A 23,685-nucleotide genomic window follows, 5' to 3' on the forward strand; every position below is an offset into this window, starting at 1 on the left:
ATGAGCAACCTACAGAACCCTATTACTTTGAATTCACTCAGCCCACTGGGGTTTTGGGACGGCGCGCTTGGCGCGCTTGCTCGCGAGCTTTCCCCCCAACAATTTAAAACCTGGATCCAACCCCTGAGCTTGGTTTCTTTCGATGAAAGTGAGCAATCACTCGTCGTGGGAGCGCCGAATAGATTTAAACTAGACTGGATTAAGAAAACCTTTTCTGATCGCCTTCAAGAGTTGGCAGACCAATATTTTGGTCATCCAATCAACCTCAGTTTTGTGCTCAGTGTTGAGGGGTTGGGCGCCCAAACAGTGCCGCCCAACACAAGCCGGGAACTGCCAGTGCAGCCAGAGCCTAAAGTGATCGCGGACAACAACTCCACTGAGGAGCAGGCTTTTGAGATTGAAGATCACTCTAAACTGAACCCCAACCTTACCTTTGATACGTTTGTTACTGGTAAGGCAAATCAATTGGCTAGGGCTGCATCGATCCAGGTTGCCCACAACCCGGGAACCTCCTATAACCCCATGTTTTTATATGGTGGGGTGGGTTTGGGTAAAACCCACCTAATTCATGCAATTGGGAACCACCTTCTAAAAGAAAAGCCTGGCGCCCGGATTCGATATATTCACGCCGAGCAGTATGTCTCTGATGTGGTTAGAGCTTATCAACAAAAGGCTTTTGATCGCTTCAAGCGCTACTACCACTCCCTAGACTTGCTACTGATTGATGACATTCAATTTTTTAGCGGCAAATCTAGGACTCAAGAAGAGTTTTTTTACGCCTTTGAGGCGCTTTTGGGCAACAAAGCTCAGGTCATCATCACAAGCGACACCTACCCAAAGGAGATGGCTGGGATTGATGACCGCCTTATTTCCCGATTTGATTCCGGCTTAACAGTGGCCATTGAACCGCCAGAGCTAGAAATGCGGGTTGCCATCTTAATGAAAAAGGCCCTGAGCGAAGGCATCCCAATGAGTGAAGATGTTGCTTTTTTTGTTGCCAAACACCTTAGATCTAATGTGAGGGAGCTGGAAGGGGCGCTAAGGAAGATATTGGCATTTGTTCGTTTCCACGGCAAAGAGGTCACGATTGAGGTGGCTCGCGTGGCCTTAAAAGATCTTTTGTCAATACAAAATCGGCAAATTTCAGTCGACAATATACAAAAAGCAGTGGCCGACTTTTACAGCATCAAAGTTGCCGACATGTATTCAAAAAAGCGTCCAGCAAACATAGCTCGCCCAAGGCAAATCGCTATGTTTATGGCAAAAGAGTTGACCCAAAAAAGTCTCCCGGAAATTGGTGAGTTATTTGGGGGGCGGGACCATACAACCGTTTTACACGCCGTTCGGAAGATTGGCGAAGAGCGCTCACACGACGGACAACTTAACCATGAAATCCACGTTATTGAGCAAACCCTAAAGTCTTAGGTTTTTTGCCTGTGGATAAGGTTGTGGATAGCTCATTGAATAAGTTTGTGGATTGTGTGTGGATAAATTGTGGAAAGATGGCGGTTCATGCAAAAATAGGATGTTCATAAAAAGTTATCCAAGATTTATGCACGGTTTATACAGGGGTTTTCCACAGGATTTTTTCGTCTTAATGGGTTGTTTTATATAAGGTTTTTGACTTATCCACCAAAATAACAAGCCTTATTACTATTACTAATAAGATATATACAAGGATTTAAAAGCAATGCAACTCGTAAACACTTCAAGGGATAGTTTATTAAAACCACTTCAGGTTGTTAGTGGCATTGTTGAACGTCGACACACTTTGCCGATCTTGGCAAACTTGTTATTTAAAAAACAGGGTGACAAGGTGTCGTTCATCTCAACTGACATAGAGATTCAAATTACAACTAACGCCAGTTTTGGTGTTGGTGCAGAAGACGTGACAACAACGGTAGCCGCAAGAAAACTACTTGATATTTTGCGAGCACTTCCAGAAGGGCCTGTAGCCTTAAACCTTAAAGACAATAAAATGGTTGTACAGAGTGGTAAAAGCCGCTTTTCTTTACAAACCCTCTCTGCATCCGAGTTTCCTGTTATGCAGAGCGTTGGTGAGGTAACGGCGAGTTGGAGGATGACTCAAAAGAGCTTTCGCCAGCTGGTTAGTCAGGTTCATTTCGCCATGGCTCAACAAGATATTCGTTATTACCTTAATGGGATGTTGTTGGTTATTGATGGCAAACAAGTAATTGCTGTGGCTACTGATGGTCATCGTTTGGCGTACTCTCAAGTTGAGCTGTCAGAGGCTCCAGTAGGTTCTGGGCAAAGACAAGAAATCATCATTCCTCGTAAAACTATTCTTGAGTGTCAGCACCTGCTAGAAGATTCGGATGAGATGCTGGAAATGAGCCTTACATCCAATCAAGTGAAATTTATTTTCGGCGATATCGAGTTAATTTCAAAACTAGTCGAAGGAAAATTTCCTGACTTTCAAAGAGTAATACCCAAGGGCCACAAAAACTCACTGGTTGTTGGGCGAGATGTTTTGCAATCCGCACTACAGCGCGCCGCAATTTTAACAACTGATAAATTTAAAGGCGTACGTTTTTCTTTATCACCAAACCGAATCACGGTTCAATCAACCAACGCTGAGCAAGAAGAGGCGCAAGAAGAGATTGAAACTGAATACAGTGGTGATGAGGTTGAAATTGGCTTTAATGTAAGTTATTTGTTAGATGTTTTGTCAAACTTGAAGAATGAAAAAATTCAAATTAGTTTAGGTGATGCCAATAGTAGTGCGGTTATTACTTTGCCTGGTTCTGAGGACTTTAAGTATGTTGTGATGCCGATGCGTATTTAATTTAGAAAAAAATGACTGAAGAAAAAAAAGTAGTAGAGCAGTATGGTGCATCATCAATTCAAATCTTAGAAGGTCTTGAGGCTGTTCGCAAACGTCCAGGAATGTACATTGGAGACACCTCTGATGGCACAGGCTTACACCACTTAGTTTTTGAGGTTTTAGATAACTCGATTGATGAAGCGCTTGCGGGCTATTGTTCTGAAATTACCGTTGTCATTCAAACTGACAATTCCATTTCTATAGTCGATAACGGCCGTGGTGTTCCAACAGGCATTAAATACGACGACAAGCACAAGCCAAAAAGAAGTGCTGCAGAAATTGTGATGACGGAGTTGCATGCCGGTGGTAAGTTTGATCAAAATAGTTATAAGGTTTCCGGTGGTTTACATGGCGTAGGTGTTAGTTGCGTAAACGCACTCTCTAAATGGCTAAAGCTGACCATTCGTCGCGATGGCAAAGCGCATTACATGGAGTTCGCGCGTGGCGTTATTCAAAATCGCAACATTCAAGAAGAAAATGGGGTTGCTACATCGCCAATCACTGTTATTGGTGACACAACCCTGTCTGGCACAGAGGTTCACTTTTTAGCCGACGAAACTATTTTTGGAAACGTCGAGTTTCATTATGAAATACTGGTTAAGCGTATCCGCGAACTTTCGTTTTTAAATAATGGCGTTCACATCAAACTAATTGATCAACGCTCTGGTCAAGAAGAAGATTTTGCGTTTTCTGGTGGTGTAAAGGGCTTTGTTGAATACATCAACCAAACAAAAAACGTTTTGCACCCTAATATTTTTTACGCCGAAGGTATCCGCCCATCAGATTTGGGTGGCAACATCACGGCTGAAGTATCAATGCAATGGAACGATAGTTTTAGTGAGCAAGTTTTGTGTTTTACCAATAACATCCCTCAACGTGACGGCGGTACCCACTTAACAGGATTGCGTGCAGCCATGACACGCGTGATCAACAAATACATTGATGAGCACGAGGTTGCAAAAAAAGCGAAGGTAGAAATTTCTGGCGACGATATGCGTGAAGGCCTTGCTTGCGTATTGTCTGTCAAAGTCCCAGAGCCAAAGTTCTCAAGCCAAACAAAAGACAAGTTGGTGTCTAGTGAGGTTCGTGGCCCAGTAGAGGAGATTGTTGCTGAGGCTCTGAGCGCGTATTTACAAGAGCGCCCAGCTGACGCTAAGATTTTGTGCGGAAAAATTGTAGATGCTGCGCGCGCTCGCGAAGCAGCCCGCAAAGCTCGCGATATGACTCGTCGCAAAGGTGTTTTAGATGGCCTGGGGCTCCCTGGAAAGTTGGCAGATTGCCAAGAAAAGGACCCCACAAAATCAGAGTTGTTTATTGTCGAGGGAGATTCCGCGGGCGGCTCTGCAAAGCAGGGACGAGATCGTCGCTTCCAGGCGATTCTTCCTCTCAAAGGAAAAATCTTGAATGTGGAGAAGGCGCGCTTCGACAAAATGCTGGCAAGCCAAGAGGTGGTTACTTTAATTACTGTGCTTGGGACCGGCATCGGCGCTGAAGAATATAAGGCCGACAAACTCCGTTATCACCGCATTATCATCATGACCGACGCGGACGTAGATGGAAGCCACATACGTACGCTTTTACTCACCTTCTTCTATAGACAGATGCCAGAGTTAATTGAACGAGGCCACATCTATATTGCTCAACCACCTTTATACAAGGTCAAGTTTGGCAAGAATGAGCAATATATTAAAGATGACGCCGAACTCAACCAATTGCTTTTGAAAATTGCCCTTGAGTCAGCATCACTCCAAACCCCCACGGGTGAAATCATTGAGGGCGCCGCATTGGACGAGTTGGCCAAACACTATCAAGTGATTCAGTCTATTGTTGATCGCCTATCACGAACTATTGACGAAGACGCTTTGCGCGCCATTGCCTCTGGCACCCAATTAAATTTAGATACAGAAAAGTCAGCCCAAGAATCTGCTGAGCGCTTGCGCGTTGCGCTCGCAGAATCCTTAAACCCACTAGCGCTTCCACCTGAAATCACTGTTCAAAAAGAAGAGCGCACAGATCGCTACAAGTTGCTTTTATCTCGCCGGATTCATGGCAATCTGAAACTATCGGCTATTAACTCCGATTTTGTTCATGGAGATGACTATCAAAGCTTGGCCAATGCGGCTGCGGTTTTATCTGGCAAGGTGTTGCCGGGCTCGAAGGTGCGCCGCGGAGACCCAGACAAAAACCAAAAAGAGCAATCGACTCAAAACTTTAGGACTGCCTTTGCGTGGCTACTTTCTGAGGCTGAGCGCGTTCTTAGTCGTCAGCGCTATAAAGGCCTTGGCGAGATGAATCCCTCGCAGTTGTGGGAAACCACAATGGACGCAGGATCACGCACCTTACTCCAAGTCAAAATTGAAGATGCGATTACTGCCGACCAGGTCTTCACTACCCTAATGGGTGATGAGGTTGAGCCGCGCCGCGCCTTTATTGAAAAAAATGCCTTAATTGCGCGCAATTTGGATGTTTGATTTAAATGGGTAAAAAGAAATTAGCAGTCCCAAAAATTGATCGCTCACGCATTGTTGTTAAGTCTTCACCAATTCATGGAAAAGGTGTTTTTGTTGCGAAGCCGATTAAAAAGGGCGATGCGATCATTGAGTACAAAGGCGAGATAATTAGTTGGAAGTTGGCAGAAAAGCGCCACCCGCACAACCCAAAAGACCCAAACCACACCTTTTACTTTTCACTAGAAGATGGCCGCTGTATTGATGCGAAGTATGGTGGAAACGCTGCTCGCTGGATTAACCATTCATGTAAGCCAATTTGTGAAACTCAGGAGGATAGCTTCGGTGGCGAGCCCCGTGTGTTTATCTACGCCAAAAGAGACCTTAAGGTGGGTGAGGAGCTTTTTTATGACTACTCCCTTGGGGTTGATGGTCGCCTTACCAAACAAATGAAAAAAGATTATGAGTGCCGTTGTGGCGCCAAAAAATGTCGAGGCACCATGTTGTCTCTCGATAAGAAGTAAATTCTTTTTTCAATATGCTGTTCATTACCATTCAGGATTTAGAGGCTGCCATTAATTATTGGCGCAGCCAATCGCCCGCAATTGGTGAAGAGCTTCACTTGTGTCCAGAGGCTGCCGCTCTTGCTAAGCCATATGCTCTTATGATTGTTCAGGGGGCGCAAAGGGTTCCTGTGGATGTTTTGGATGAGATGGCAAGATTGGCAATCCAAAAGTTTTTAAACAATACCTAGACGAATTAATCATTACGCCCTGAATGTTTTTAGGGTTATCGCTATATTAGTCGGCCCTCGCTTAGGGTATTCTCAAACTCTTGCCTATGGATGGGTATAAGGATTTGAGTTTGCAAGAAACAATATTAAAAACAATTGGCCTTGGAAAGACGTTCAAAGGCTTTTCCGCGGTAAGCGATGTCAACCTAGATGTTGCTCGGGGAACCATTCACGCCCTTATTGGGCCCAATGGTGCCGGCAAAACAACTTGTTTTAACCTCCTTACCAAGTTTTTAGAGCCCTCCAGTGGCCAGATTTTATTTAATGGCTTCGACATTACCAAAGAACGACCAGCCCAAATTGCGCGTCGTGGGGTTGTCCGCTCATTCCAAATTTCAGCTGTTTTTCCACACCTTACCGTTTTAGAGAATGTTCGTGTTGCACTGCAGCGAGGATTGGGCACCGAATTTCACTTTTGGAAGTCTGGAAACTCGCTAAACGTGCTCAATGAGCGCGCTGAACAGCTTTTGTTAGAGGTCGGTTTGGCAGACTTTGCCCACGAAGAAACGCTAAACCTAGCCTATGGTCGCAAAAGAGCTTTAGAGATTGCCACCACCATGGCAATGGAGCCCGAATTAATGTTGTTGGATGAGCCAACACAGGGCATGGGGCACGAGGATGTTGAGCGCGTTACCGAGCTAATCGATCGGGTTGCTAAAGGCCGCACCATTTTGATGGTTGAGCACAATATGAAGGTCGTTTCCTCTATAGCAGACCGCATCACAGTATTGCAGCGAGGGTCTGTGCTGGCTGAAGGTTCCTACCAAGAGGTTTCCAATAACCCCTTAGTAGTTGAGGCTTACATGGGCAGTCATGGGAGTGATGGCACATGAGTACGATGGCGTTGGAGGTTAAAAACCTCGAGTCTTGGTATGGTGAGTCCCACATTCTTCATGGTGTGAATTTTGCTGTTCGTGATGGTGAGGTGGTTACTCTTCTGGGTCGCAATGGTGCTGGTCGCAGCACTATCTTAAAAACCATTTTGGGCCTGACTAGTAAAAGAACGGGTTCGGTAGAAATTTATGGCAACCAAACCATTGCAATGCCAACCTACAAAATTGCCCGCTTGGGTGCTGGTTATTGCCCGGAAGAGCGTGGTATCTTTGCCAGCCTAAGTGCTGAGGAGAATTTGTTGCTCTTGCCAGACATTGCTTCTGGCGGCATGGGCTTAGATGAAATTTATGAAATGTTTCCTAACTTGTACGAGCGACGCAACAGCCCTGGCACAAGGCTGTCGGGTGGTGAGCAGCAAATGCTCGCAATGGCACGCATTCTGAGAACGGGCGCAAAACTGTTGTTGTTGGATGAGATTACCGAAGGTTTGGCGCCAGTGATTGTTCAAAAGTTGGGAGAGGTGGTTACCAATTTGCGGAACAAGGGTTTCACGATTGTGTTGGTGGAGCAAAACTTCCGCTTCGCCGCCCCTTTGGCTGATCGGCATTATGTGGTTGAGCACGGCAATGTAGTTGAGGTTGTCAATCAAAATGAGCTTACGGAAAAAGCAAGTTTATTAAATGAGTATCTTGGTGTTTAGTGGCTATTTATAGGAGACATAAATGAAGTTAAAGCAAATTACCGCATGCCTGGTGGCGGCAACCTTTTTTGGTTCAAACCCAGCATTTTCACAAACCGCTAAAGTCAGTGGTGACGTAGTCAAGATTGGTGTTTTGACCGACCTATCTTCAATCTACTCTGATCTCGCCGGCCCCGGTGCTGTGATTGCAGCAAAAATGGCTATTGCCGATTTTTCAAAGGATGGCACGGTTATTGGTAAGAAGATTGAGTTGCTTAGTGCTGATCATCAAAATAAGGCGGATATTGCTGCTAACAAAGCGCGTGAGTGGTACGACAAAGATGGTGTGGATGTGATTGTTGAATTGGTATCCACCAACGTTGCGCTCGCCGTAATGGAAGTAGCAGAACAAAAGAACAAGATCACTTTGGTGTCTGGCGCAGCTTCTTTGCCAATCACTAATGAAAAATGTACTGCTAATAACGTGCACTGGACCTATGACACTTATGCGCTTTCAAACGGCACTGCCAAGGCTGTTGTAAAGCAGGGTAAAAAGAATTGGTACTTCCTTTCTGCTGACTATGCTTTTGGTGCCGCCTTGGAGAGAGACGCGACGAACGTTATTAATGCTAACGGTGGCAAGGTATTGGGAACCAGTAAGCACCCATTTCCGAATAGCGACTTCTCTTCATATCTCCTAAAAGCCCAAGCAAGTGGCGCAGATGTTGTTGCCTTGGCAAATGCGGGCCAAGACACAATTAACTCTGTTAAGCAGGCTTCCGAGTTTGGCATCAACAAAAAGCAAACCGTTGTACCTTTGTTGATGTTTATTTCAGATGTTCATTCTTTGGGTTTGAATGCTGCTCAAGGTATGTACTTAACCGAAGGTTTCTATTGGGATAAAGATGACAAGACACGTGCGTTCGCCAAACGTTTTATTCTGCAACATAAGCGTATGCCGACCAGCGTTCAAGCCGGTGTTTATTCTTCGGTCCTTGCTTACTTGGCTGCAGTTCAGAAGGCGGGCTCTGATGATACTCAAGCGGTAATGAAGGTTTTGAAATCCACCAATATTGACGACGGTTTGTTTAAAGGAAAAATTCGTGCTGACGGTAAGTTTGAGCATGACATGTACTTGCTAGAAGTGAAGAAGCCATCTGAATCTACCAGCCCTTGGGATTATTACAACGTCAAAGCTGTGATTCCAGCTGCTGAGGCAACACAACCACTTTCATTGTCACGATGCAAGCTGGTTACTAACAAGTAATTAGTTTTTTAATTAGCATGTTTGAACTTCTTGGAATTACCCCACAAGGGCTGGTTGCCCAGCTCTTAGTGGGGCTTATTAATGGCTCTTTCTATGCCATTTTGAGCTTGGGCCTTGCTATTATTTTTGGCTTACTCAACATCATTAATTTTTCGCATGGTGCTCAGTACACTATGGGAGCTTTTGTTGCGTGGATTGGTTTGACTCAAATTGGCCAATGGCTTGGCTTTCCTGAGTTCTCAATTAACTATTGGTTTGCATTAATTTTGGTGCCCTTGGTGATGGCGGGTTTTGGTTTAATTCTCGAGCGCACAATGCTCAAGCGCTTATACCATCTTGATCACCTTTATGGTTTGTTGTTAACTTTTGGTTTGGCCCTGATTATTGAGGGCATGTTCCGCCATTGGTATGGAATTTCTGGTGAGAGTTATCCAGCCCCTGAATTACTACAAGGCGTTATTCCATTAGAGTCGATTGGCATTATTTTGCCTAAATATCGCTTGTGGGTAGTAGTTGCCTCTTTAGTGGTTTGTTTCTTTACTTGGTATGTAATTGAGAGAACGAAGCTGGGCTCTTATCTTCGCGCTGGAACTGAAAATCCAAAACTACTTCAGGCATTTGGCATTAACGTACCTTTAATGATTTCTTTGGCCTATGCCTATGGTGTTGGCCTGGCTGGTTTTGCTGGTGTTTTGGCTGCACCTATTTTTCAAGTTAACCCACTGATGGGTTCGAATCTAATTATTGTGGTTTTTGCAGTAGTCGTGATTGGCGGCATGGGCTCCATCATGGGCTCCATCTTGACTGGCCTTGCCTTAGGTTTGATTGAGGGCTTAACCAAAGTGTTTTATCCAGAAGCATCTGGTGTGGTTATTTTTGTGATTATGGCAATTGTGTTGCTCATTCGTCCTGCTGGACTTTTCGGCCGGGAGAAATAAGTGAGCTCAAAAATAAAATTGCTTTATGGCATTTTGGTTTTAATTGCTTTGCTGATGCCTTTTCAGGACTTCATCTATTTAGTCTTTGCCATGAAGGTCTTGTGTTTCGCGCTTTTCGCTTGTGCTTTTAATTTATTACTAGGCTTTACGGGACTTCTTTCTTTTGGTCACGCTGCATTTTTCGGAACATCTGCCTATATCACCGCCTACCTTTGCAAAGAGGCTGGCTTGTCTCCTGAGCTTGGAATTGTGTTTGGCGTGCTGAGCTCGGGTATTTTGGGTTTTTTGATTGGCTCTTTAGCAATTCGTCGGCAAGGAATTTATTTTGCGATGGTGACATTGGCGCTCTCCCAAATGGTTTACTTCTTGGCTGTACAACTTCCATTCACCGGTGGCGAGGACGGCATTCAAGGGGTGCCACGCGGCTTATTGTTTGGTTTGATTGACTTGAAAGACGACGTCAATATGTATTACTTTGTTCTGGTTATTTTCTTGCTCGGATTTGCTTTGATTGTTCGAACTGTGCACTCTCCATTTGGCCAGGTCTTAAAAGCGATTCGTGAAAACGAACCTCGCGCAGTTTCTTTAGGTTATGACGTTGATCGTTTCAAACTCATTTCTTTTGTAATTTCAGCAGCGCTCGCGGGCCTCGCGGGTTCTTTGAAAACCCTAGTCTTTCAGTTGGCAACATTGACTGATGTCCATTGGCATATGTCGGGAGAGGTTGTTTTAATGACTCTGTTGGGCGGCATGGGAACCATTCTTGGTCCAGTGGTCGGCGCGGGCATTGTGGTTGGTTTGCAAAACTATCTAGCCAATATTGGATCCTGGAGCACTATTGCAACCGGATTCATTTTTGTGATTTGTGTTTTGGCCTTCCGTCGTGGTGTTGTTGGCGAAATCACCCACTTTTTTAAGAACAAGAACTAAGCCTGCTTTTGTCTAATGAGTTTTTAGTGCGGCGCTTCGGCGCCGTACTCATTTAAGATCCTCCGTTTTCTACTCTAAGTGAGGCGCTTATTTGGGCGCTGTGTATTTTGACCCCCATTATATAAATATTCAATTAAATCAATAGTTTACATAATAATGATTCTGCATATTGTTATTTAGATATGGATTTGTTTCACGTGAAACCTACAAAATGCTATGATCATCGCCCTATCTGAGGCAAATCATGCGCTATTCAAAGAACTTTGATGTCATTGTGGTTGGCGGCGGTCACGCCGGAACCGAGGCCGCCCTTGCGGCTGCGCGCATGGGATGCGATACCCTTCTCGTAACCCATAGTATTGAGAGTTTGGGTGCTATGAGCTGCAACCCTTCAATCGGCGGAATTGGCAAAGGCCACTTAGTTAAAGAGATTGATGCTATGGGTGGCGCTATGGCGGCAGCCACTGATGAGGCGGGTATTCAGTTTCGGATCTTGAATTCAAGTAAGGGCCCTGCCGTTCGTGCAACCCGCGCACAGGGTGACCGTGTTTTATATAAGGCGGCGATCCGTCGTCGTCTTGAAAATCAAGAAAACCTGACCCTTTTCCAAGCCGCCGTAGATGATCTGCTGGTTCAGGGTGATGAGGTTCAGGGAGTGGTTACGCAAATGGGCCTTAAGTTTATGGCCAAAAAGGTGGTGCTAACTGCTGGCACATTCTTGGATGGAAAGATCCATGTTGGTTTAAATAACCATGCTGGGGGTCGAGCTGGTGACCCGGCCGCTGTTTCTTTGTCGGCTAGACTGAAAGAGTTGAAGCTTCCTCAGGGAAGATTAAAGACTGGTACCCCGCCCCGGATTGATGGGCGCACCATTGATTTTTCAGTGATGCTGGAGCAGCCAGGAGACTTGGATCCGGTGCCAGTCTTCTCTTATTTGGGTCGACCTGAGCAGCATCCGAGGCAAGTGCCGTGCTGGATCTCCCATACAAATGAACAAACACACGACATTATTCGGGGTGGTTTAGACCGCTCCCCGATGTACACCGGCCTTATTGAAGGGGTTGGCCCACGCTATTGCCCTTCTATTGAGGACAAGATCCACCGTTTTGCCTCCAGAAATAGCCACCAAATCTTTTTAGAGCCTGAGGGCCTAACAACGAACGAGTTTTACCCCAATGGTATTTCTACCAGCCTGCCCTTTGATGTTCAGTGGAATTTGGTGCGCAGTATTCGTGGTCTAGAGTCTGCGGTAATTGTGCGCCCTGGCTATGCTATTGAGTACGATTTCTTTGATCCGCGCCATTTGCGCCATAGCCTGGAGACCAAGGCAATTGCAGGCCTGTACTTTGCTGGCCAGATAAATGGCACAACAGGCTATGAAGAAGCTGCTGCCCAAGGCATGCTTGCTGGCATTAACGCTGGTTTGGCGGCGCAAGGTAAAGAGCCTTGGTTGCCTAAGCGGAGCGAGTCCTATATTGGCGTTTTAGTTGATGATCTGATTACCTTGGGCGTCCAAGAGCCCTACCGTATGTTTACTAGCCGTGCAGAATATCGTCTGAGCCTGCGAGAGGACAATGCGGATCTGCGCCTTACTACTATTGGTCGTGAACTGGGCTTAGTAGATGATTACCGCTGGGATACGTTTTGCAGGAAACAAGAGGCTGTTTCACGTGAAACATCTCGCTTACAAGACATTTGGATTGGCCCAAAACATGGGTCAGCTAAGGCTGTTTCTGAGCTTTTGGGTCAAGATTTGTCCCATGAGTGTAGTTTGGCAGACCTTTTAAGGCGTCCGGGCATAACTTATGAGGCAGTTACCAGCCTGTCTGGGGGCCTTTGGTCGCCAGGAACGCTAGATGATGATTTAGGTTTAGCGCAGCAAATTAGTGATCAGGTTGAAGTTTCGATTAAATATCAAGGCTATATAGAGAGGCAGGCAGTGGAGATTGCTCGGCAAGAGCACAATGAGACCTTTCCGCTGCCAGAAAACTTAGATTACACCCAAGTAGTCGGTCTATCTAAAGAGGTGCAGCAAAAACTCAACCTGCATAAGCCGGGCACCTTGGGTCAGGCTGGTAGGATATCTGGAGTTACGCCTGCAGCCCTCTCTCTATTGTTGGTCCACCTTAAAAAAGGCCTAGGCCGCACCCAAGAAGAAGTTCATGAGTAATGATCTGGTCTCTTTGGGGATTGAGGGTTTAGGTCTTAATCTCAGCTCTGGCAATATCGCGGATTTAGAGCTTTTCTTGCAGGAAATGGGCCGCTGGAACCAGGTGCATAATTTGACTGCAATTGAGGGCGAGAAGAACTCTGTTCATTTGCACCTTATTGATTCTATTACAGTTTTACCAGTAATGCGCCGTTTTCTGGGTTTACCAAACCCCAAAATCGCGGACCTTGGGTCGGGCGGTGGCCTGCCTGCAATCCCGATTGCTATTTTGCAGCCGGAGTGGCATTTGACTTTGATTGAGGCTATACGTAAAAAGACGGCATTTTTGCAGCATGTGCGCGGTAAGCTGGGTTTAAAAAACATTCAGGTCTTGAGTGAGCGCGTTGAAGCGGTGGCCAAATCACAGCCAGGGCAGTTTGATGCGGTGATTTCTAGGGCATTTACCAATCTTGCCCATTTTTTAGAGTTGTCCTTGCCCCTGCTCAGGCCCAATGGCTTCGTATTTGCCATGAAGGCTAAGCGCGCAGATGAAGAGTTGCAGGACGTTTGCATGGACGAATGGCGACTGGTGGCCGATGAGCCCCTAAAGATCCCGAATTTAGCGGTGGAGCGCCGACTTTTGGTCTTATCCCCCGTGAGAAAATTATCCCTTTAAAGCACGACATTTTTTAAGAAAAATTATGGCCAAAATATTCTGTATTGCAAATCAAAAAGGCGGTGTTGGTAAAACCACTACCGCTGTCAATTTGGCTGCTGGTTTAGCTGGACACCAGCAACGTGTCCTGTTGGTGGACTTAGATCCACAAGGTAATGCGACGATGGGCTCAGGAATTGAAAAAGCAGATCTTAGCAGTACCGTGTATCAAGTCTTGATTGGTCTTTCGACAGTAAAAGAATCTGCAGTGCCCTGCGAGAGTTCTGGCTACGATGTGTTGCCAGCAAATCGCGATTTGGCAGGCGCAGAAATTGAGTTGGTAGATTTAGATTCGCGCGAACAAAGATTGAAAGATGCGCTTGCTCTTGTTGCGAATGACTATGACTTTATTTTGATTGACTGCCCCCCAGCACTATCTTTGTTAACGCTCAATGGATTGTGTGCAGCGAATGGCGTGATCGTACCAATGCAATGTGAATACTTTGCATTAGAAGGCCTGTCGGATTTAGTGAACACGATTAAGCAAGTTCACGCAAACTTAAATCCTGATTTAGTGATTATTGGTTTATTGCGCGTGATGTTTGATCCGCGCATGACTTTGCAACAACAAGTTTCTGATCAACTACTTGAGCACTTTGGCGATAAAGTATTTAAGAGCATCATTCCCCGCAACGTCCGCCTGGCCGAAGCCCCGTCCTATGGTCTTCCTGGGGTGGCGTTTGATAAGACATCACGGGGCTCCAAAGCCTATTTAGAGTTTGGCGCTGAGATGATTGAGCGCATTAAGCAAATGTAAAACCTAGGAACAATAAAAATATTATGGTTGCAATCAAGAAAAAAGGTTTGGGTCGTGGCTTAGAGGCGCTTCTCGGCGATAAGGCACAAAAAGAAACTACAACTGAAATTAATCGTTTGCCATTAAGCGCATTGCAGGCTGGTAAATATCAGCCACGTCAAAAAATGGAAGCAGGTGCATTGCAAGAGTTGGCCGAAAGTATTCGTGAGCAAGGTGTGATGCAGCCCTTGTTGGTGCGCTTGGTTGCGCCTGGTAAATACGAAATCATTGCAGGCGAACGTCGCTTTCGTGCGGCCACTTTGGCCGGTTTACAAGAGGTGCCTGTATTAGTTTCTGGCGCCAATGATCAGGCTGCCGCTGCAATGGCTTTAGTTGAGAATATGCAGCGCGAAGATTTGAATCCGCTTGAAGAGTCTCAAGGTCTTGCTAGGTTGATTGAAGAGTTTGGTTTTACGCATGAGCAAGCGGCGAAAGCGGTGGGTAAGTCACGTAGCGCTGTAAGCAATTTATTGCGTTTAAATCAATTGGCAAAACCAGTGCAGGCCATGCTCTTGGCGGGCGACATTGATATGGGTCACGCCCGCGCTTTATTGCCTTTGCCCGGGGCAAGCCAAGTTGCCTTGGCGCAAAGAATCGCTGCCCAGGGCCTATCCGTTCGTGAGGCCGAAAGAATGGCTACTGCCCTAGCGCTTGCTGGCGGCCAAATTGGGGATAAAAAAGCCAAAACCAAGGCGGAGGGCGGCGCACCAAGCCGCGATCCAGATATGCGTCGCTTAACTCAAGAAATTGCTGATTTGATAGGCTTAAGTGCAGAATTTAAGTTTAAGGATAAAGGTGGCGAGCTTAGAATCCGCTTTAGCCAATTTGATGAGTTGGATTCCCTCTTAAAAAAATTGGGTATTCGGGCAGACTAAAGCCCTTTTAGTTCGCCTCGAGAAATGAATTTTGTGAAAAAAGAACAGCCAACTCCAGGGTATCAATGGGATGAAATCGATAATGACTCCTATAAAGCCCTGAGCAAAGAGGAAATGGATGTATTGCGTAAGGCAAAGCCGCAGAATTTTAGGTCAATGAATTCTTGGTGGATTGTTTTAAGTCAGGTAGTGCTAACCTTGATGATTGCTTCTGCCTGCTTTGTTTTTTCTAACCAGGCTGACAAAAGCGTTTATACTTATTCGGCTTTAGTAGGCGGTTTGATTGGGTTTTTACCCTCAGCATTATTTTTGGTGCGCTTAGAGGCGGCAAAAAAAAATGTAAAATCAAGCCCTGGCGGATATTTAGCAGCAGTGGTTTCTGGCGAATTTATAAAAATTCTAGCAACCGTTCTCCTGTTTATTGGCTTTGCCTTGAAGCAGCCTGATTTGAAATGGATTCCATTGCTTGTCACTTATTTGGCTACGCTCAAATGTTATTTGCTAGTGTGGTTTTGGAAGTAACAGGTGGTAAATATATATAAGGACAAGTTTAGAGATGTCTAGCGAAGTCAACGCAGCAGCAGGGGCGGCCCATCAAGTGGCCAGCGAACCGCTTACACCGACTGCTTATATTGCTGAGCACTTACAAAACCTCAATAATATTGGCGGGCCGCAAACCTCAGTTATTGATTTCAGCATCATTAATTTAGACACCATCTTTTGGGTCTCGGTAATGGGGTTGATCACAGTTTTTCTGCTGTTGATTGCCGCGCGAAGGGCATCGCCTGGCGTTCCTGGCCGCTTTCAATGTTTGATCGAGATGCTGGTAGAGATGGTTGATAACCAGACCAAAAGCATTGTTCATGGCGATAGAAGCTTTATTGCTCCTCTGGCCCTGTTTGTTTTTTGCTGGATTATTCTTTTAAATACCTTGGATTTGGTGCCGGTAGATTGGATCTTCGGGGTTAACCAATTCATCGGTGGTTTCGGAGTTCATGTTCCTCATCACAAGATAGTACCTACCACTGATTTAAATGCCACCTTCGGCCTATCTTTTTCAGTTCTCCTGTTGGTGTTCTTCTACAGCTTCAAAGTCAAAGGCCTCGGAGGCTTTTTGCATGAACTGGTTTCGGCACCCTTTGGTGCAAAGTGGTACCTGGCGCCTTTCAATCTGATTTTGAACATCATTGAATATATCGCTAAGGGCGTATCCCTTGGCATGCGACTGTTCGGCAACATGTATGCGGGCGAGCTATTATTTTTGCTCATCGCCCTCCTGGGAAGCATGTGGACCTTTAACCTAGATTTATACATGCTTGGTTTCGTCGGCAATGTGATTGCAGGCTCCGCGTGGGCAATCTTTCACATCCTAGTTATTCTGTTGCAAGCATTTATTTTCATGATGTTGACCTTGGTTTACATTGGGCAAGCCCACAGTCACCATTAATTTTTTTTATTTTTAACCTCACTTTCAATACTTAGGAGTAAACATGCAAGCATTCTTAGCCAACATCCAAGGACTAACCGCTATCGGTATCGGCCTCATCATCGGCCTCGGCGCATTGGGAGCCTGTTTGGGCATTGGCCTAATGGGCGGTAAGTTCATTGAGGGCGCTGCCCGTCAGCCAGAATTGATCAATGAATTACAAACCAAGATGTTCCTTTTGGCAGGTTTGATTGACGCTGCATTCTTGATCGGCGTTGGCGTTGCAATGTTGTTTGCTTTCGCAAACCCACTGCTCGCAGTTATTAAGTAATTGTTTTGGCGTGGATGACCACCGGGTCATCCAACCGTTCTCAACAATACTGAAAGGAATATCGTGAATCTGAACGCGACCCTATTCGCGCAAATGATCGTTTTCTTCGTCTTATGGTGGGTTGTTGCACGTTTTGTGTGGCCACCGCTAGTTAAGGCGTTAGATGAGCGTTCAAGCAAAATTGCTGACGGCTTAGCTGCCGCCGAGCGCGGTAAAGAAGCACTCGCATTAGCAAGCAATGAAGCAGAGCAAGAATTATCTAAAGCACGCCAAGAAGGTGTGCAGCGTGTTGCAGAAGCAGAAAAACGTGCACAAATGTCCGCTGAAGAAATTCGCGCAAATGCACAAGCAGAAGCAGCCCGCATTATTTCTCAAGCTAAGCAAGACGCAGATCAACAGGTCACTCGTGCCCGCGAAGTATTGCGCGCTGAAGTCGCTGTGTTGGCTGTGAAAGGCGCAGAGCAAATTTTGCGTCGTGAGGTGGATGCAAAAGCCCACGGCACATTGCTGGATCAACTAAAGGCAGAACTTTGATATGGCTGAATTAGCCACGATTGCACGCCCTTATGCTGAAGCACTTTTTCAAAGTGCTCAGCCTGCTGAGTTTGCTACTTGTTTAGAGCAGCTGAATGAACTAGCGCAGCTTGCTGCATTGCCAGAAGTTGCTGCTTTATCAAACAATCCAAAAGTATCAGCAGACGACGTCAGCAAATTGCTCTCCGGCATGGTGAAGACTAAGCTGGATAGCAAAGTCGCCAGTTTTTTAAGTCTTGTAAACCAAAGCCATCGCCTATCAGCTATGCCTGAAATTGCTCTTCAGTTTGAGGCAATGAAGAATCAGAGCGAAGGTGCAGCAGAAGTAATGATTACTAGCGCATTCCCGTTAGAGGGTTCTGCGTTAAATGATTTGTTGTCAAGTTTGAAGAAGCGCTTTGGGGGCAAAGAATTGCGCCCAACTATTCAAGTAGATCCAGAGTTGATTGGCGGAGTTCGCATTCAAGTTGGAGATGAGGTAATGGATAGTTCAGTTAAGGCACAGTTAGCTCAAATGCAAGCAAGTCTTGGCGCATAAGTTATCCCTATTAAGAACATACGAAATAAGACCCAGGAGTAAGTAATGCAACTCAACCCTTCCGAGATCAGCGAACTGATCAAAAGCCGAATTAGCGAAATGGGTGTTGATTCCCAACTTCGCAACGAAGGCACTGTAATTTCAGTGACCGACGGTATTTGCCGCGTACACGGCTTATCTGGTGTTATGCAGGGCGAGATGTTGGAGTTCCCCAATAACACAATCGGCCTCGCACTGAACCTTGAGCGTGATTCAGTTGGTGCAGTGGTGTTGGGTGAGTACACCCACATTAAAGAAGGCGACTCAGTTAAATGTACTGGCCGTATTTTGGAAGTTCCAGTTGGCCCAGAGTTGCTCGGCCGCGTTGTAAATGCACTGGGTCAGCCGATTGATGGCAAAGGACCAATCAATACCAAGTTAACTGACTTTATCGAAAAAGTGGCACCAGGCGTGATTGCACGTCAATCTGTTAGCCAGCCAGTTCAAACTGGTTTGAAGGCGATTGATGCAATGGTTCCAATCGGCCGTGGCCAGCGCGAATTGATCATTGGTGACCGTCAAACAGGTAAGACAGCAGTTGCGGTTGACGCGATCATTAACCAAAAAGGTAAAGGCGTTTATTGCGTTTACGTGGCGATCGGTCAAAAAGCTTCTACGATTGCTAACGTAGTTCGTAAGCTCACAGAGCTAGGCGCAATGGAATACACCGTCGTTGTAGCGGCTAGTGCCTCTGAGTCTGCAGCGATGCAGTACCTCTCAGCATACGCAGGTTGCACAATGGGCGAATACTTCCGCGATCGTGGCGAAGATGCATTGATCGTGTATGACGATTTAACAAAACAAGCTGTTGCATACCGTCAGATTTCTTTGCTCTTGCGTCGCCCACCAGGCCGCGAAGCTTACCCTGGCGATGTGTTCTATCTCCACTCACGTTTACTTGAGCGCGCTGCTCGTGTAAATGCTGAATATGTTGAGAAATTTACAAACGGTTCAGTAAAAGGTAAGACAGGCTCATTGACTGCACTGCCAATTATTGAGACTCAGGCTGGTGACGTTTCTGCGTTCGTTCCAACCAACGTGATTTCGATTACTGACGGCCAGATCTTCTTGGAAACCGACTTGTTTAACGCTGGTGTACGTCCTGCGATTAACGCCGGTATTTCTGTGTCACGCGTTGGTGGTGCAGCTCAAACTAAAGTGATTAAGAAATTGTCTGGCGGTATTCGTACCGACTTAGCTCAGTATCGTGAATTAGCAGCGTTTGCTCAGTTTGCATCTGATCTTGATGATGCAACGCGTAAGCAACTTGAGCGTGGTAAGCGTGTTACTGAGTTGTGTAAGCAGGCGCAGTACAGGCCTTTGCAGGTTTGGGAAATGGCTGCCTCACTTTATGCCATGAACAACGGCTACTTTGATGATCTTGAAGTAAAGCATGTACTAGCATTTGAAAAAGGCTTGCAAGATCATTTGAAATCAAAATACGCTGATTTAATTGGCCGTATTGAAGAGACCAAAGACTTGAGCAAAGAGGATGAAGCTGCTTTGCGTTCCGCGATTGAGGATTACAAGCGTTCAGCCTCTTTCTAAGAGGGCTCGCATAAATCATGGCAAGTACAAAAGAGATACGATCTAAGATCAAGAGCGTACAAAATACGCGCAAGATCACGAAGGCAATGGAAATGGTCGCTGCATCCAAGATGCGTCGCGCCCAAGAGCGCATGCGTAATGCGCGCCCTTATGCCGAAAAAATTCGTGAGATTGTTGCCAATCTTTCAAAAGCAAATCCTGAGTTCCGCCCTCCTTACATGGCAACTCGTGATGTAAAGAAAATTGGCACGATTTTGGTTACAACAGACAAAGGTTTATGCGGTGGACTAAACACCAACGTATTGCGTTTGATTGCAAACCAAGCGCGCGATATGCAAGGCAGCAATATTGATATTGAATACACTGCCATCGGCTCAAAAGGCCTCCAGTTTTTGAATCGTTCCAAAGCAAAGCTGATTTCTCAAACAACTCAAATTGGCGATACACCTCACATGGATGTGTTGATTGGCGCAATTACTGTCCAGTTAGAAGCGTTTGAGCGCGGTGAAATTGATGCCGTTTATTTGGCATATAACCGCTTTGTGAATGCAATGAAACAAGAGCCTGTTTTAGAAAAACTCTTGCCGCTGGAACCAGTTGCATTGACTCCAGAAGAGAAGGCGGGAAATTCTTGGGATTACATCTACGAACCTGATGCGGAGTCCGTCTTGAATGGCTTGCTCAAGCGTTATGTAGAAGCAATGATTTATCAAGCTGTTGCTGAAAACATGGCTTCAGAACAATCTGCACGAATGGTCTCAATGAAGGCCGCTTCAGATAATGCGAAGAATGTGATTGGTGAATTACAGTTGGTTTACAACAAAACACGACAGGCTGCTATTACTAAAGAGTTGTCAGAGATTGTTGGCGGAGCGGCTGCGGTTTAAGCGGTCAGCGTTTAGGAATACGAAAGAATTCAGGAATTAAAAGCGGAGAAATGCGATGAGTAACGGAAATATCGTGCAGTGTATCGGTCCAGTGGTGGACATTCAGTTCCCACGTGACAACATGCCAAACATTTATGAGGCCTTGACATTAGTTGAGAGCGGAGAAAAATCATTTGCTGAAAAAGGTTTGACCTTTGAAGTTCAGCAACAAATTGGTGATGGCGTAGTTCGCGCAATTGCTATGGGTGCTAGCGATGGATTGCGTCGCGGTATGCAAGTGAAATCGACTGGCGCTCCAATTTCTGTTCCTGTTGGTCCAGCTACACTGGGCCGCATTATGGACGTTTTAGGTCGCCCAATTGACGATGCAGGTCCTATTGCTACCCAAGAGCGTCGTGCCATTCACCAGCCAGCACCAAAGTTTGATGAACTCTCACCATCCGTTGACTTATTGGAAACCGGTATTAAGGTTATTGACTTAGTTTGCCCGTTTGCTAAAGGCGGTAAGGTTGGTTTATTCGGCGGTGCAGGTGTTGGTAAGACCGTGAACATGATGGAATTGATTAACAACATTGCTAAGCAGCACTCAGGCTTATCTGTGTTCGCCGGTGTTGGTGAGCGTACTCGTGAAGGCAATGACTTCTACCACGAGATGAAGGAATCTAATGTTGTAGATAAAGTGGCGATGGTGTTTGGTCAGATGAACGAGCCTCCTGGCAACCGTCTGCGCGTTGCTTTGACTGGTTTGACAATGGCCGAAGCTTTCCGTGACGAAGGCCGTGACATTTTGTTTTTCGTTGACAATATTTATCGTTACACACTCGCCGGTACTGAAGTATCGGCCCTGCTCGGTCGTATGCCATCTGCTGTGGGTTACCAGCCAACACTGGCTGAAGAGATGGGTAAGTTGCAAGAGCGCATTACTTCAACAAAGACCGGTTCCGTTACATCTATTCAGGCCGTTTACGTTCCTGCGGATGACTTGACCGATCCATCGCCAGCTACAACCTTCTTACACTTGGACTCCACAGTAGTGTTGTCACGTGATATTGCTGCTTTGGGTATTTACCCAGCGGTTGATCCGCTGGACTCAACCAGCCGTCAGCTTGACCCACAAGTAGTTGGTCAAGAGCACTATGATGTCGCTCGTGAAGTTCAGATGACTCTGCAGCGTTACAAAGAGTTGCGCGACATTATTGCTATTTTGGGCATGGACGAGTTGTCACCAGAAGACAAATTAGCTGTCTCACGTGCACGTAAGATACAACGTTTCTTGTCCCAGCCTTTCCACGTTGCTGAGGTATTTACTGGTTCACCAGGAAAATACGTTCCATTGAAAGAAACTATCCGTGGTTTCAAAATGATTTGCAGCGGAGAATTGGATCACTTGCCAGAGCAAGCGTTCTACATGGTGGGTTCAATTGATGAAGCCATCGAGAAAGCTAAGAAGCTTTAATCGAATTCATCTAGGGAAATTATGTCAACCATACGCGTCGATGTAGTGAGTGCTGAGCAATCTATTTTCAGCGGTGAAGCCAAGTTTGTAGCGCTTCCTGGAGAAAATGGTGAGCTCGGTATCTTACGCGGCCACACTCCTTTGATTACACGCATTCGCCCAGGTTCAGTTCGTATTGAAAAAGCTGATGGTGACGAAGAGTTTGTATTCGTTGCAGGTGGCTATTTAGAAGTTCAGCCTGATCATGTCACTGTATTGGCAAACACTGCTATTCGCGGTCATGATTTAGATGAGGCTAAAGCAAACGAAGCCAAGAAGCGCGCTGAAGAAGCAATGCGAAATCGTGGTACGGACTTTGATTTGGCCTTAGCTCAATCAGAGTTTGCTATGGCAGCGGCCCAGCTGGCTGCTATTGCACGTTTTCGTCGTAAAAAGTAAGAGTCGGACATTTCCTTGCTGGTAAATGACCGATTTTTAAAAGCTTGCCTGGGCGAAGCGGTTGATCAAACCCCGCTTTGGCTCATGCGCCAAGCTGGTCGCTACCTGCCAGAGTACAACGCCACCCGCGCAAGAGCTGGAAGCTTTCTTGGCCTAGCTAAAAATCCAGCCTATGCAACTGAAGTAACACTCCAGCCACTAGATCGCTACCCATTAGATGCGGCGATTTTGTTTTCAGATATTTTGACCATTCCAGATGCAATGGGTTTGGGTCTGAAATTTACAGCAGGTGAAGGCCCCAGCTTTGATCACCCCCTTCGTACGGAAGAAGCTGTAAAAAAATTACGCGTTGCGGATATGGATCAGCTCAAATATGTTTTTGATGCTGTATCAGAAATTCGCAAGGCACTGATTCAGGATGGCAAACAGCGGGTACCGCTGATCGGTTTTTCTGGAAGCCCATGGACATTGGCTTGCTACATGATTGATGGTTCAGGCTCTGACGATTTTCGTCATGCCAAGACTATGATGTTTAGCCGCCCAGATTTGCTTGAGCATATTCTGGAGATTAATGTGCAGTCGGTGGCTGCTTATTTAGTTGAGCAGGTAAAGGCGGGTGCACAAGCGCTAATGATCTTTGATACCTGGGGTGGCTTGCTTCCCGACGGTTGGTATCAGCGCATGTCTTTGGCCGCTATGCAAAAAGTGATTGCACTGTTACCTCGTGAACATGAGGGACGCAAGATTCCAATCATTATGTTCACAAAAGGTGGTGGTATTTGGTTAAATGACATGGCGCAAATTGGGGCAGATGTCATTGCAATCGACTGGACAATGCGCTTAAGTCACGCTCGTCAGCAGCTTTTAGACATCAACAAACCACTGGCTTTGCAAGGTAATCTAGATCCACTAATTTTGTTCTCAGAACCAAAACAAGTTACAGCTGCTGCTGAGGGCCTGTTGAATGACTTAGCGAGTGCCCCTGCGTTAAAGCCCGGACTGCATCCCCTCGATGGCCATATTTTTAATCTGGGGCACGGCATTAACCAATTTACCCCACCCGAAAATGTGGCGGCGCTTTCCGAAGCCGTAATCAATCACTCAAAAGCCTTGCGCACATAGCAATAGCTATAAGTAATTGCTAACTTAGGCCAGTATTTTGGTAAAAGTTATGCACAGAAATGTGCAAAATTAAAAATACAGTGAGATTCATACGAATT

24 protein-coding genes are annotated in these 23,685 nt (G+C 45.9%); all 24 read left to right on the plus strand.

All coding sequences use genetic code 11. The features are described from left to right. The 24 genes from dnaA to hemE all read left to right on the plus strand — a co-directional run bounded on the left by dnaA (position 1) and on the right by hemE (position 23,587). Positions 1 to 1,425 carry a chromosomal replication initiator protein DnaA gene (gene dnaA, locus C2758_RS00005; protein ID WP_215328300.1) on the plus strand — a complete coding sequence of 475 codons (1,425 nt, stop codon included), beginning with the start codon at positions 1 to 3 and terminating at the stop codon, positions 1,423 to 1,425. Between the two features lie 265 nt (positions 1,426 to 1,690). Then, positions 1,691 to 2,806, plus strand: a complete 1,116-nt coding sequence (gene dnaN, locus C2758_RS00010) for a DNA polymerase III subunit beta (protein ID WP_215328301.1) — start codon at positions 1,691 to 1,693, stop codon at positions 2,804 to 2,806. Between the two features lie 11 nt (positions 2,807 to 2,817). Then, positions 2,818 to 5,316 (plus strand): DNA topoisomerase (ATP-hydrolyzing) subunit B, encoded by a 2,499-nt coding sequence (gyrB, locus tag C2758_RS00015; protein WP_215328302.1) that lies wholly within the window; start codon positions 2,818 to 2,820, stop codon positions 5,314 to 5,316. A 5-nt stretch (positions 5,317 to 5,321) separates the two neighbouring features. After that, entirely contained in the window at positions 5,322 to 5,816 is a 495-nt protein-coding gene (locus C2758_RS00020; protein WP_215328303.1) for an SET domain-containing protein, read from the plus strand. A gap of 14 nt (positions 5,817 to 5,830) precedes the next feature. Then, a complete protein-coding gene (locus tag C2758_RS00025) occupies positions 5,831 to 6,046 on the plus strand; it encodes a DUF3717 domain-containing protein (RefSeq protein ID WP_215328305.1) in 216 nt (71 codons plus the stop codon). Positions 6,047 to 6,132: 86 nt separating this feature from the next. Beyond that, complete coding sequence (locus C2758_RS00030; RefSeq protein ID WP_215328307.1) at positions 6,133 to 6,918, plus strand: ABC transporter ATP-binding protein; 786 nt, start codon at positions 6,133 to 6,135, stop codon at positions 6,916 to 6,918. After that, entirely contained in the window at positions 6,915 to 7,619 is a 705-nt protein-coding gene (locus tag C2758_RS00035; protein WP_215328308.1) for an ABC transporter ATP-binding protein, read from the plus strand. Before C2758_RS00030 ends, C2758_RS00035 begins: the two co-directional genes overlap by 4 nt. Before the next feature lie 22 nt (positions 7,620 to 7,641). Further along, positions 7,642 to 8,865: an ABC transporter substrate-binding protein gene (locus tag C2758_RS00040; RefSeq protein ID WP_215328309.1), complete on the plus strand. Its 1,224-nt coding sequence runs from the start codon at positions 7,642 to 7,644 to the stop codon at positions 8,863 to 8,865. 17 nt (positions 8,866 to 8,882) lie between these two features. Beyond that, on the plus strand, positions 8,883 to 9,803 hold the full coding sequence (locus C2758_RS00045; RefSeq protein ID WP_215328310.1) for a branched-chain amino acid ABC transporter permease: 921 nt from the start codon (positions 8,883 to 8,885) through the stop codon (positions 9,801 to 9,803). After that, positions 9,804 to 10,733, plus strand: coding sequence for a branched-chain amino acid ABC transporter permease (locus C2758_RS00050; protein WP_371817701.1), 930 nt, complete (start codon positions 9,804 to 9,806; stop codon positions 10,731 to 10,733). A 244-nt stretch (positions 10,734 to 10,977) separates the two neighbouring features. After that, positions 10,978 to 12,903, plus strand: coding sequence for a tRNA uridine-5-carboxymethylaminomethyl(34) synthesis enzyme MnmG (gene mnmG, locus C2758_RS00055; protein ID WP_215328312.1), 1,926 nt, complete (start codon positions 10,978 to 10,980; stop codon positions 12,901 to 12,903). Continuing rightward, positions 12,896 to 13,558, plus strand: a complete 663-nt coding sequence (rsmG, locus tag C2758_RS00060) for a 16S rRNA (guanine(527)-N(7))-methyltransferase RsmG (protein WP_215328316.1) — start codon at positions 12,896 to 12,898, stop codon at positions 13,556 to 13,558. Before mnmG ends, rsmG begins: the two co-directional genes overlap by 8 nt. A gap of 25 nt (positions 13,559 to 13,583) precedes the next feature. After that, positions 13,584 to 14,354 (plus strand): ParA family protein, encoded by a 771-nt coding sequence (locus tag C2758_RS00065; protein ID WP_215328318.1) that lies wholly within the window; start codon positions 13,584 to 13,586, stop codon positions 14,352 to 14,354. Positions 14,355 to 14,377: 23 nt separating this feature from the next. Continuing rightward, positions 14,378 to 15,268, plus strand: a complete 891-nt coding sequence (locus C2758_RS00070) for a ParB/RepB/Spo0J family partition protein (RefSeq protein WP_215328319.1) — start codon at positions 14,378 to 14,380, stop codon at positions 15,266 to 15,268. A 33-nt stretch (positions 15,269 to 15,301) separates the two neighbouring features. Next, the gene (locus C2758_RS00075) at positions 15,302 to 15,790 is read left to right on the plus strand and encodes an ATP synthase subunit I (RefSeq protein WP_215328320.1); all 489 of its coding nucleotides are present in this window, start codon (positions 15,302 to 15,304) and stop codon (positions 15,788 to 15,790) included. Between the two features lie 34 nt (positions 15,791 to 15,824). Beyond that, the gene (gene atpB / locus C2758_RS00080; RefSeq protein WP_215328322.1) at positions 15,825 to 16,715 is read left to right on the plus strand and encodes a F0F1 ATP synthase subunit A; all 891 of its coding nucleotides are present in this window, start codon (positions 15,825 to 15,827) and stop codon (positions 16,713 to 16,715) included. A gap of 43 nt (positions 16,716 to 16,758) precedes the next feature. Then, positions 16,759 to 17,025 (plus strand): F0F1 ATP synthase subunit C, encoded by a 267-nt coding sequence (atpE, locus tag C2758_RS00085; protein ID WP_028818346.1) that lies wholly within the window; start codon positions 16,759 to 16,761, stop codon positions 17,023 to 17,025. A gap of 63 nt (positions 17,026 to 17,088) precedes the next feature. Further along, positions 17,089 to 17,559 (plus strand): F0F1 ATP synthase subunit B, encoded by a 471-nt coding sequence (locus tag C2758_RS00090; protein ID WP_215328323.1) that lies wholly within the window; start codon positions 17,089 to 17,091, stop codon positions 17,557 to 17,559. 1 nt (position 17,560) lies between these two features. Next, entirely contained in the window at positions 17,561 to 18,097 is a 537-nt protein-coding gene (locus tag C2758_RS00095; protein ID WP_215328325.1) for a F0F1 ATP synthase subunit delta, read from the plus strand. A 45-nt stretch (positions 18,098 to 18,142) separates the two neighbouring features. After that, a complete protein-coding gene (gene atpA, locus C2758_RS00100) occupies positions 18,143 to 19,684 on the plus strand; it encodes a F0F1 ATP synthase subunit alpha (RefSeq protein WP_215328327.1) in 1,542 nt (513 codons plus the stop codon). A gap of 17 nt (positions 19,685 to 19,701) precedes the next feature. Beyond that, complete coding sequence (gene atpG, locus C2758_RS00105) at positions 19,702 to 20,571, plus strand: F0F1 ATP synthase subunit gamma (protein ID WP_215328329.1); 870 nt, start codon at positions 19,702 to 19,704, stop codon at positions 20,569 to 20,571. 55 nt (positions 20,572 to 20,626) lie between these two features. After that, positions 20,627 to 22,027 carry a F0F1 ATP synthase subunit beta gene (gene atpD / locus C2758_RS00110; protein ID WP_215305618.1) on the plus strand — a complete coding sequence of 467 codons (1,401 nt, stop codon included), beginning with the start codon at positions 20,627 to 20,629 and terminating at the stop codon, positions 22,025 to 22,027. Positions 22,028 to 22,048: 21 nt separating this feature from the next. After that, positions 22,049 to 22,465: a F0F1 ATP synthase subunit epsilon gene (locus tag C2758_RS00115; protein WP_215328331.1), complete on the plus strand. Its 417-nt coding sequence runs from the start codon at positions 22,049 to 22,051 to the stop codon at positions 22,463 to 22,465. A gap of 9 nt (positions 22,466 to 22,474) precedes the next feature. Next, complete coding sequence (gene hemE / locus C2758_RS00120; protein ID WP_215329962.1) at positions 22,475 to 23,587, plus strand: uroporphyrinogen decarboxylase; 1,113 nt, start codon at positions 22,475 to 22,477, stop codon at positions 23,585 to 23,587. The last annotated feature ends 98 nt before the right edge of the window (positions 23,588 to 23,685 follow it).

Origin of the sequence: Polynucleobacter sp. AP-Sving-400A-A2 (genome assembly GCF_018688155.1) — a bacterium.
GTDB lineage: Bacteria > Pseudomonadota > Gammaproteobacteria > Burkholderiales > Burkholderiaceae > Polynucleobacter.